At 42.9% G+C, this 10720-nt stretch carries 8 protein-coding genes and 1 tRNA gene; 5 read left to right on the top strand and 4 right to left on the bottom strand.

Annotation, left to right across the window (positions count from 1 at the left end):
• Positions 1 to 81: 81 nt before the first annotated feature.
• The 3 genes from atpD to MuYL_RS22755 form a co-directional block, all read right to left on the bottom strand.
• Positions 82 to 1587, bottom strand: a complete 1506-nt coding sequence (atpD, locus tag MuYL_RS22745; protein WP_094572733.1) for a F0F1 ATP synthase subunit beta — start codon at positions 1585 to 1587, stop codon at positions 82 to 84.
• 212 nt (positions 1588 to 1799) lie between these two features.
• Positions 1800 to 2807 (bottom strand): NAD(P)H-quinone oxidoreductase, encoded by a 1008-nt coding sequence (locus tag MuYL_RS22750; RefSeq protein WP_094572734.1) that lies wholly within the window; start codon positions 2805 to 2807, stop codon positions 1800 to 1802.
• An 85-nt stretch (positions 2808 to 2892) separates the two neighbouring features.
• A complete protein-coding gene (locus tag MuYL_RS22755) occupies positions 2893 to 5256 on the bottom strand; it encodes an ABC transporter permease (protein ID WP_094572735.1) in 2364 nt (787 codons plus the stop codon).
• Between the two features lie 144 nt (positions 5257 to 5400).
• Here MuYL_RS22755 and MuYL_RS22760 point away from each other — a divergent pair, with 144 nt between their 5' ends.
• The 5 genes from MuYL_RS22760 (at position 5401) to MuYL_RS22780 (ending at position 9118) form a co-directional block, all read left to right on the top strand.
• Positions 5401 to 5862 carry a redoxin domain-containing protein gene (locus MuYL_RS22760; protein WP_094572736.1) on the top strand — a complete coding sequence of 154 codons (462 nt, stop codon included), beginning with the start codon at positions 5401 to 5403 and terminating at the stop codon, positions 5860 to 5862.
• 233 nt (positions 5863 to 6095) lie between these two features.
• Positions 6096 to 6169: transfer RNA gene (locus MuYL_RS22765), tRNA-Arg, on the top strand.
• Between the two features lie 88 nt (positions 6170 to 6257).
• Positions 6258 to 6830, top strand: a complete 573-nt coding sequence (locus MuYL_RS22770) for an adenylate kinase (RefSeq protein WP_094572737.1) — start codon at positions 6258 to 6260, stop codon at positions 6828 to 6830.
• 118 nt (positions 6831 to 6948) lie between these two features.
• Complete coding sequence (gene obgE, locus MuYL_RS22775) at positions 6949 to 7947, top strand: GTPase ObgE (protein WP_094572738.1); 999 nt, start codon at positions 6949 to 6951, stop codon at positions 7945 to 7947.
• Positions 7948 to 8026: 79 nt separating this feature from the next.
• A complete protein-coding gene (locus tag MuYL_RS22780; RefSeq protein ID WP_094572739.1) occupies positions 8027 to 9118 on the top strand; it encodes an acyltransferase family protein in 1092 nt (363 codons plus the stop codon).
• A gap of 4 nt (positions 9119 to 9122) precedes the next feature.
• Here the strand turns inward: MuYL_RS22780 and MuYL_RS22785 are convergent, their stop codons facing one another.
• Positions 9123 to 10703, bottom strand: a complete 1581-nt coding sequence (locus MuYL_RS22785) for a hypothetical protein (protein WP_094572740.1) — start codon at positions 10701 to 10703, stop codon at positions 9123 to 9125.
• Between the last annotated feature and the right edge of the window lie 17 nt (positions 10704 to 10720).

Raw genomic sequence — 10720 nt, forward strand, 5'->3', positions numbered from 1 at the left:
TGCGGATTATGTTAATATGTAAACTTGCAAACGTGCAGACGGCTTTTAATCAGCATATCTGCACATCCCCGCATCCGCACATTAATTATTCGCTTCTGCTAATAATTTTTTACCTTTTTCAATAGCTTCTTCAATGCTGCCTACAAGGTTGAATGCTGCTTCCGGATACTCATCCACTTCACCATCCATAATCATGTTAAAGCCTTTTATAGTTTCTTTAATATCAACCAAAACACCTTTTAAGCCAGTAAACTGCTCAGCTACGTGGAACGGCTGTGATAAGAAACGCTGAACACGGCGTGCGCGTGATACCACTAATTTATCTTCTTCACTAAGCTCATCCATACCCAAAATGGCGATAATATCCTGCAGCTCTTTGTAACGCTGTAAGGTTTCTTTAACGCGCTGGGCAGTGTTGTAATGCTCATCACCTAAAATAGCAGCGCTAAGGATACGTGAGGTAGAATCCAGGGGATCCACCGCAGGATAGATCCCAAGCTCGGCAATTTTACGTGAAAGTACAGTTGTAGCATCTAAGTGGGCAAATGTAGTTGCCGGTGCCGGGTCAGTTAAATCATCCGCAGGTACGTAAACGGCCTGTACGGATGTAATTGAACCACGTTTGGTTGAAGTGATCCGCTCCTGCATGTTACCCATTTCTGTTGCCAGAGTTGGCTGGTAACCTACTGCTGATGGCATACGGCCAAGCAACGCCGATACTTCAGAACCAGCTTGTGTAAAGCGGAAAATGTTATCAATAAAGAATAAGATATCACGGCCTTTACCTTCAGCATCACCATCGCGGAAATATTCAGCAATAGTTAATCCTGACAGTGCCACACGTGCACGTGCACCGGGAGGCTCGTTCATTTGTCCGAAAACGAAGGTTGCTTTTGAGTCTTTTAATGCTTCAGCATCAACAGCGCTCAAATCCCATCCGCCTTCTTCCATTGAATGCATAAATGCATCACCATATTTTATAATGCCTGATTCAAGCATTTCGCGCAGTAAGTCGTTACCTTCACGGGTACGCTCACCTACACCGGCGAATACTGATAAACCAGAGTATGCTTTTGCAATGTTATTGATCAGCTCCTGGATCAATACGGTTTTACCTACACCCGCACCGCCAAACAAACCAATTTTACCACCTTTTACATAAGGCTCTAACAAGTCAATAACTTTGATACCTGTAAACAACACTTCTGTTTCGGTTGAAAGATCTTCGAAACGCGGAGGTGCAGCGTGGATAGGGCGACCGTTTGATTTATCAAGATTAGCAATACCGTCAATAGCATCACCAACCACGTTAAACACACGACCTTTAATATCTTCACCAACCGGCATTTTTATAGCCGATTCCATATCTACAACTTTCATTCCGCGCAGCAGACCGTCAGTTGAATCCATGGCGATAGCGCGAACGCGATCTTCACCTAAATGCTGTTGAACCTCTAAAATAACCTTCTGACCATTTTCCTTTGTGATTTCTAATGCATCATAAATTTTAGGAAGATGAGCGTCATCTGCGAAGCTTACGTCAACTACCGGACCGATGATCCGTGATATTTTTCCAATGTTTGGCATATATTACCTGGTAATTAAAAGTATTTGTAGTGAAATATTACATATCAAAAAATACTGTCTATTTCGGTGCGCAAAGTTATGATTTATAAACAAATATTAAAATAGCTTTGTAAGATTTTTTGAGGCTATTTTAAACTGCCATTTTCCGGCGGCCCGGTTACCCTTTTTACGCCGCTATAAACTTTGTTTTTTATAGCCTAAACCAGCTGTTTTTATTGAAAAGTAAATAGCGATCCAACATCCCACTTTAGTATTATCTTACCCGTATGGGCACTGCTTTCCATTAACCTGTGGGCCTCCGCAGCCTGTTCCGCCGGGAAAATTTTGCTGATAACCGGTTTTATCCTGCCAGCTTCGATCAACGGCCAGATAGCTTTCTCCAGGCTATGCGCAATCCCCGCTTTAAATGCTGTTTCACGTGCCCGCAGCATGGAGCCCGTTATGGTTAACCGTTTCCGCATCACCACCGAAAGATCAACCTGGGCATCCTTACCGTTCATAGTGTTAATAAGTACCAGGCGCCCCTCGTTTGCCAGCGACGCCAGGTTGCCGGCAGTATAATCACCGCCTATCATATCTAAAATAACATCAACACCCTTGCCTCCGGTAAGCTGGCTTGTAACAGCGGCAAAATTTTCTGTTTTATAATTAATGGCCCTTGCTGCGCCGAGCATTTCGCAAAACCGGCATTTTTCGTCGGAGCCCGCCGTTACATAAACGGTATGCCCCAAAGCCTTTGCCATTTGTATAGCGGCAACCCCTATCCCGCTGCTTCCGCCATGCACCAGCAGCGTTTCATCATCCTTTAATCTTCCGCGGTCAAATACATTGCTCCAAACGGTAAAAAAGGTTTCCGGCAACGAGGCCGCCTCTTCAAAAGAAAGCCCCGCAGGTACCGGCAGGCACTGCGCCGCGGGCACGCTGCAATATTCGGCATAGCCGCCGCCCATTACCAGTGCGCATATTTTGTCGCCTACGTGCCAGCGGGTAACTTCGGCTCCTGTAGCGGCCACAATACCCGCAATTTCAAGCCCGGGAATATCTGCTGATGTGCCTTTCGGTGGCGGATAGTTACCCTTACGCTGGTACACATCGGGCCTGTTAACCCCGGAAGCATACACTTTTACCAGTACCTCGCCCGGCAAAACGGAGGGGCGGGGACGCTCTGCCATTTGCAAAACTTCCGGTCCGCCGGGCTCACTGATTATGATCGCTTTCATTGCGTAAAGATACGGGAAAGCAAATAGTCTTGAGCCTGAAATTGGTCGTCTTTTTGACTTCAGACTCAGAACTTCAGACTCCCCATCATTCACTCCTTAAACTATCCACCGGGTTAACCAGCGCGGCCTTCATGCTTTGATAGCTTACAGTAGCAAAAGCGATGACCAACGCACATAAAGCAGTAACCGCCAACACCCACCATTGGATATTTTGCCGGTAAGCAAAACTCTGCAGCCATTTTTGCATAATTAGCCAGGCCAGTGGTGTTGCAATAACAATGGCGATAAGCACCAGTTTAATAAAGTCTTTAGAGAGCGTGGCCACCAGTGTTGATACATTGGCGCCCAGCACCTTGCGGATACTGATCTCGCGGTTGCGCTGCTCGGCGGCGTAGGCAGCCAGGCCAAACAGGCCGAGACAGGCAATAATAATGGCAAGCGTTGTAAATATAACAAAGAGGGCACCCATCCGCTGTTCATTGTGGTACAGGGCGTTAAAATCCTCATCCATAAATGAATAGTCAAACTGCAGGTTGGGCTGCAAAGCTTTCCACTTTTTTTCAATCTGTTGCATTAGCGGGGGCAAGTTGGCGGTGTTGACCCTAACGCTTAAGGACGCCATCCAGTCGCGTTGCATTACCAGCATTACCGGGGTAATATTACTACGCAGTGAGCTGAAGTTAAAATCTTTCACCACTCCAATAATTTTATAATCCTTTCCGTTACTTATTTTTTCTGCCGCGTCGCCTTTATATCCAATCATCCTGGCCATGGTTTCATTAATTATTACCGACGAAGAATCGGATAAAAATTGTTCATTGAAATTTCGCCCTTGCATTAGCTTCATTCCCATAGTGCTGATATAATCGGCATCCACCTGCCAAAACTGTGTTTCAATATTCTTGTTTGAGCCGTAACTAACATAATTGAGGGCACTTAAATTGGAGGTAGGCAGGTAATGCGTTAACGTTGCGTTTAATACACCCGGTATTTGTTTAACCTGCTGCTTTAACACTTTCGGATCAATGGAATTTACATTTTTTATAATCAGCACCTGGTTACGGTTAAAGCCGAGATCTTTATTACGGATGTACGTTAACTGGTTATAGATCACTAACGTGCCGATGATTAAAAATATGGATATGGAAAACTGGAATACGACCAAAAAGCTGCGGAGGAAACTGCCCTTAAACCCGGTGGCCAGTTTGCCTTTTAAAACCTGGATGGGTTGGAAAGCCGAGAGGAAGAACGCCGGGTAGGAGCCTGCTAAAATGCCAACCACCAAAATAATAACCAGCAGAGCCGGCAACAGCCAGGTGAATGTATGGGCGTTTATGTTTAATGATTTTCCAGAAATTTGATTAAACAACGGCAATACTACCCAGGCAGCTAAAACAGCTATTACCGTGGCGGCCAGTGTTACCATCAATGATTCCGACAAAAATTGTGCGATCAGACTCTTGCGCGATGAGCCCAATACCTTGCGGACACCAACTTCGCGGGCACGGTTGGCTGACCGTGCTGTCGACAGGTTCATGAAATTGATGCAGGCCAACGCCAGTATAAAAATGGCAATTACCGAAAATATGTAGATATACTGCACATTGCCATTGATGCCAAGCTCGCGCTGCCTGTTGGAGTGCAGGTGAATGTCTATAAGCGACGTTAAACTGAGCCTGATATAATTACCTTTTGCTTCAAATTTTCCATAATCAAATGCGGGTGTGGTTTCGTTGCGGCGGATAAGCGCCGGGAATTGGGCTGTCAATTTAGCAGGGTCAGCACCTTGTTTAAGCAGGATATAAGTGCCGGTATTAAAATGGCTCCAACTATGATCTTTATTGGCTTGCATGCCCAGTAATATGTCGGCATAAAAATGCGATTGGGCAGGCATGTTTTCCATAACGCCGGTTACTTTATGCAGGCTGCTGTCACTAACCAATAACATTACTTTGCCAACCACATCAATTGTGTTAAAATATTTTATGGCAATGTCCTTGCTGATAACCATTGAATTGGCTTCTGTCAAAGCAGTTTTAGCATCGCCTTGTAACAGGGGCAAGGTGAAAATATGGAATATTGCATTATCACAATAAAACGCCTTTTTCTCATCTATAACTTCATTACCTTTTTTAAAGCGAATGTTTACCCCCTGTCCAATCCGCATTGCACTCTCAACTTCGGGATACTCCTTTACCAATGCGTCACCAACCGGCGGGGCAGTTATGGCAAATGATGTTTCATTAGTTCCGGCTTTCAGATCCGTATTTACACGGTAGATCCTGTCGTGCTTAATATTGAACCTGTCGTAACTCAATTCATCAAACACATAAAAAACAATAAGCAGGCAGGTTGCCAGGCCTAATGCAAGCCCCAGGACGTTGATGAATGTGAATCCCTTGTTTTTTAATAAGCTGCGGAACGCTGTTTTGATATAATTTTTAAACATAACGAATAAATAAGCTTTGATAAAGCTATAACTAATTATTTAGTTAATCAAGCACTCCTTTAAGTTTTTTAAATTGACTTTGTAATTATAGATCGGTGGCTAAACATTCATTTTATTGTTATTCCTTTGTATAAAAAACTATTTATGTCATTACAACCAGGTTCACCCGCTCCGCAGTTCACCTTATTTTCATCCGCTTTAAAAGAAGTTTCACTGGCTGATTTTAAAGGAAAAAAAGTAGTACTTCACTTTTTTCCGATGGCCTTTACCGGCGTTTGTACAACTCAGTTGTGCACCATGCGCGATAACTTTGGCTATTATGATGGCCTTAATGCAACTATATTAGGCATCTCTGTTGACTCCCCTTTTACGCTGGCTAAGTTTAAAGAGGATAATAATTACCAGTTTGAGTTGTTATCTGACTTTAACAAGGAAGTATCAACAGCCTATGGTGCCATATATGAGCAGTTTGTATTCGGATTAAAAGGCGTATCCAAACGCGCCGCTTTTGTGATAGACGAGGAGCAAAATATTGTTTATGCAGAAGTACTTGAATCGGCAGGCGATTTGCCTGATTTTGCTGCAATTGCTGAAGCTGTAAAGTAAATATCCAAATATGACAGGTGGCAGGTTATCCAAAAGATGTAATTGGCCATCTTTGTTTTCATAAAGGCTATACCCTGGAATGCTTTCATCCGCTTCACTTTTACCAATAGACAGTGCTTATTAAAGGCCAATAACTACCGGTAATTAAGTATTTTAGCGAAAGAACGATTGTTTTTTCAAAAAAAATGTGATGTTTTAAAAAGAAATCCTATTTTTGCAGTCCGATAAAAAAAGCACTTGTAGCTCAATTGGATAGAGCACCTGACTACGGATCAGGAGGTTAGGGGTTCGACTCCCTTCAAGTGCACATAATAAATACACTTTCAGTTATGAAAGTAAAATAAAGATTTAAGCCTTTCTGTATAGTACCGAAAGGCTTTTAATTTGATAAGAGCATGCTGAACCTGGTATTGTTTGGTCCTCCCGGAGCTGGGAAAGGGACACAATCACAAAAACTTATAGAAAAATACGGATTGATCCACTTATCCACCGGCGATTTATTGCGCGGTGAAATTTCACAGGGCACCGAGCTTGGTTTAGAAGCGAAGAAGCTGATGGATGAAGGAAAATTAGTTCCTGATGCCGTAGTTATAGGCATGATTAGCCATAAGCTGGATGCCAATAAGGAAGCTAAAGGTTTCATTTTTGATGGTTTCCCGCGCACAGTGGCCCAGGCAGAAGCGCTGGATACTCTCCTGGAGAGTAAAAATGCCCCTATATCAGGCATGATAGCACTTGAGGTTAATGATGATGAGCTTGAAAAACGCTTGCTGCTTAGAGGTAAGGATTCAGGCAGGCCTGATGATGCCAACCCTGAAGTTATCCGCAAAAGAATAAAAGAATATAACGACAAAACCGCGCCTGTTGCCGGTTTTTATCAAAATCAAAGTAAATATAAAAGCATAAATGGCATCGGTTCGGTTACCGAAATATTTGATGCCATCAATACTATTATAGGTTCATATTAATTAAGTCCGAAAGTCCGAAAGTCGGAAAAGTCAGTAAAGTCCGGAAGATTAGGCAACCCGCTTAGCATCTTTCGGACTTTACTGACTTTCGGACTTTCCCGACTCAAAAAGAAAAAAAATGTCTCAAGGTTCAAATTTTGTTGATTATGTAAAGATCTGTTGCCGCTCCGGCCACGGAGGGGCGGGCTCTGCGCATTTGCACCGCGATATATTAACTTCAAAAGGCGGCCCTGATGGCGGCGACGGTGGCCGTGGCGGGCACGTTATTGTAAAAGGTAACGCCCAGTTATGGACCATGTTACACCTTAAATACCGTAAACATGTAATTGCCGGAGATGGTGATTCGGGCGGCAGCTCATTACGCAGCGGAAAAACCGGCAGGGACGAGATCCTGGAAGTACCCTTGGGTACTACTGTAAAAAATGCTGAAACCGGCGAGATTATTTTTGAGATTACGGAAGATGGCGAAACAAGAATATTAACCCCCGGCGGTCGGGGCGGGCAGGGAAACTGGCACTTTAAAACATCCACCCAACAAACACCCCGTTATTCACAACCCGGCGAAGAAGGTAAAGAAGATTGGAACATACTGGAGCTGAAAATATTAGCCGATGTTGGCCTGGTTGGATTCCCTAATGCCGGTAAGTCAACCCTGCTTTCTGTGGTATCAGCCGCCAAACCCGAGATTGCTGACTATGCATTTACCACTATAGTGCCTAACCTGGGGATTGTGGCCTACAGGGGCGGCAAGTCGTTCGTTATGGCTGATATCCCGGGAATAATTGAAGGGGCATCGCAGGGGAAAGGTTTGGGTTTCCGGTTTTTAAGGCATATTGAACGCAACTCGGTATTGTTATTTATGGTACCGGCAGATACCAACCGGTCTATCAAAGAAGAATACCAGATTTTACTGCACGAACTGAAAGAATATAATCCTGAAATGCTTCACAAGCCAAGGGTACTGGCGGTCACCAAATCAGACATGCTGGATGATGAACTAATGACCGAAATGAAAAAGGAACTCCCTACTGATGTTCCGTCCATCTTTATCTCGTCAGTAGCCCAGAAAAACATCAATGAGCTAAAAGACCTGTTATGGAAAGAGATCACCAAATAGCTTTAAATTAAAAGGTATCGCTATCTTATCATCGTTTTAATGGCAGTAACGCGCTAAAAGCACATGGTGGTTAATTGAAATGGAAAAACCGGGCAATCGGATAAAACTTTTAGACGGGTTTAGGGCTATTGCCATAATGGCTGTGCTGCTTTTCCATTTTTTTTCCAGATACGCAGGTTCGCCGTCACTTTACCCTTACAACAATAAGTACAACTTTTTTTCGTACGGCTTTATGGGGGTACATTTTTTCTTCCTCATCAGCGGATTTGTAATTTTCTTTACCCTCGAAAAAACAGCAACCTTTCCTGCTTTCTGGAAAAAACGCCTCATTAGGCTCTTTCCCTCCATGGCGATAGCATCCGTTTTAACGTTCATCATCTTCCGTCTTTTTGACAACCAGCTACTTTTCCCCGAGAGCCATCGGGTTGCTAATTTTGCAACCGGCTTAACTTTCATCAATCCTGCCTTAATTAATTACATGTTGCATCCCCGCGTCGGTTTCCAGTATTTAAGCGGATCTTACTGGAGCTTATGGCCTGAAATACAATTTTATCTTTTTGCAAGTGTTCTATTTTACATCAATAAAAAAAACTTTACCCGAAACTTCAGTTTAATTTCCGTTTTCCTGATTTGCGTTAACCACTTAATGCAAAATATACTTAAAAATAACGTGCTGCACATTCATTTGCCACAAGCCTTTTTGAACAACTATTTATTTTTTTACCAGCTTTTCAATTTACTGTACTTCCTTCCATTTTTTTGCGCGGGAATGCTTTTTTATTTATTATACAAACACAACAACCAAGCTAATTTGTCTGTTAAAATTTGCCTTGGTTTTTTCCTGACCTATATTTTCTATACAGGATTTGGCGTTGCCGAACATTTCATTTATACCTTCATGTTTGCTTTGTTTTTCTGCTTTATCTATTATCCCAAAAAGCTAGCATTTTTAAACAACCCATTAATTTCACGGATCGGGATTTCATCCTATTTCCTGTACCTTATCCACGAGCATATAGGTGTATTAATGATAAACAAACTGGGGAAACACTTTATGCCGGCCGGCTTTGTTTTTACAATTTTGCTCATCTGCTGCTTAACGTTTATAAGCATCCTGTACAGCGAGACTATTGAAAAAAGAATAAGTGCTTTTTTGAGAGGGAAAAAATGACCGGTTACCGCTTTCTGTTTGTTGAATATAACACGTAGTTATCGCTCAGCATTGACAGGTTGAAGCCGGTATAGCCGGGAAAGCTTTTCATAATCATTTTCTCTTTTGGCCCGTTGTAACTCTCAGGTAACACGATGTAAAGCGGGCCTGAAAAACCATCGTAACGGTATTCATCCATATCTATCTTTAAATCGTCAGCAATGGGCGACAGGTTGATAACCCGGTTATGCAGAATCTCCTGCCCTATTTCGTTTGATATAAAAACAAAAATGGCATTTTTATTTTCGCGGTCAAGTTTCATAACGGCGTTTAACGCCGACTGATCAATATTTATCTGCGAGATTCCGGAAACACCTTTTGCGCTCCGGTTTTGATTTATATCGTAACCTTTAACAAGGTAATTTACGCTGTAAACGGCAATCCCCAGGCATAAAACGCCAAAACCTACCTGATATCCGCGTTTTAGCCGGGCCACCAGGTAAAGCATTCCGGGCACCATCAACAAGCCAATTATTCTAAAATGCCGCGCTTCGTATGAAATATTAAGCTGCCGCAGATAGGCGATGGCAAAGAAAAGCACTGCGCCAAAGTAGAACACCATAATAATTAACCGGTAGTTACTGTTTGGAACTTTGCGGACTAGCACATAGATTAATGTTAAGCTTAAAATGGCGAGAACTATCAAAATAACCAAAGCCCATTGATGACTGAACATTGGCCGGCCAAAATTATACATCAGCCCGTGAAAAAAATCATCAAGCGAAAAACCGGAAAGAACAGGCGTTGACAACGGGAAGCTGAATGCTTCGGCACTTAACTTAAATCCTTTTGAAATAGTTGCGGGACTTTGCCCCTTTGACAAGAAAAACACATAAATGGCAGCCAGCGAAACAGCGGCGGGAACTCCTGTCCATAAACCTTTTTTAACCCATTCTAAAATACCGGCCCGGTAGGAGCACGTGCTTACCCATAGGCAAAAAAGGCCGGCAACGTACATCCAGATAAATGAGGACTTACAAAAGAAACCTATCCAGCCCGAAAAAAGGACAAACAGCACCATTTTCCACCCCGTTTTTTTAAATGAAAAACATCCATATAAAAACCACCCCTGGAATGCGAAAAGCAATACTTCGCCACCATTGTAAAAAACATAAGGGACAAAAAAAGCAAGCTGGCAAACAATAAATACTAAGCTTAGTGCTGATATAAATGGTGTAAAGCCTATTTTTTTAAAAAAACAATAAAAGCCTGCCAGTCCGCAAAGCTGGGCCAGCGCAACAGTTACCGCCATTGCCTGCCCTATATTAATATCCGCCGCAAGATTAAAAAAATATGGAACAAGATATTGTCCCGGCGACCACCACACAGAAAACTCGTCGTAGTTCTGTGAGATATCACTCTGATCAGGTGCCGATAGTACATTAAACCCACTACCCAGCCGCATACTTCGCAATATATTAAACCCATTCGCCGGGTCTGGAAAAAGCGCCGGCGGAATAAAAAACAGAACTACGCCCACAGCCAGTACAGCAATACCAACTACCAGCAGGATGATCTTATACGAAGAACTTTTTTGCGGAACCATCAGATTTACCAATTAAT

This window comes from Mucilaginibacter xinganensis (assembly GCF_002257585.1).
GTDB lineage: Bacteria > Bacteroidota > Bacteroidia > Sphingobacteriales > Sphingobacteriaceae > Mucilaginibacter > Mucilaginibacter xinganensis.

Bases quoted from the DNA above. Each gene is read 5' to 3' on its own strand.
- atpD (WP_094572733.1), bottom strand. From the start codon at position 1,587: ATGCCAAACATTGGAAAAATATCACGGATCATCGGTCCGGTAGTTGAC.
- MuYL_RS22750 (WP_094572734.1), bottom strand. From the start codon at position 2,807: ATGAAAGCGATCATAATCAGTGAGCCCGGCGGACCGGAAGTTTTGCAA.
- MuYL_RS22755 (WP_094572735.1), bottom strand. From the start codon at position 5,256: ATGTTTAAAAATTATATCAAAACAGCGTTCCGCAGCTTATTAAAAAAC.
- MuYL_RS22760 (WP_094572736.1), top strand. From the start codon at position 5,401: ATGTCATTACAACCAGGTTCACCCGCTCCGCAGTTCACCTTATTTTCA.
- MuYL_RS22770 (WP_094572737.1), top strand. From the start codon at position 6,258: ATGCTGAACCTGGTATTGTTTGGTCCTCCCGGAGCTGGGAAAGGGACA.
- obgE (WP_094572738.1), top strand. From the start codon at position 6,949: ATGTCTCAAGGTTCAAATTTTGTTGATTATGTAAAGATCTGTTGCCGC.
- MuYL_RS22780 (WP_094572739.1), top strand. From the start codon at position 8,027: ATGGAAAAACCGGGCAATCGGATAAAACTTTTAGACGGGTTTAGGGCT.
- MuYL_RS22785 (WP_094572740.1), bottom strand. From the start codon at position 10,703: ATGGTTCCGCAAAAAAGTTCTTCGTATAAGATCATCCTGCTGGTAGTT.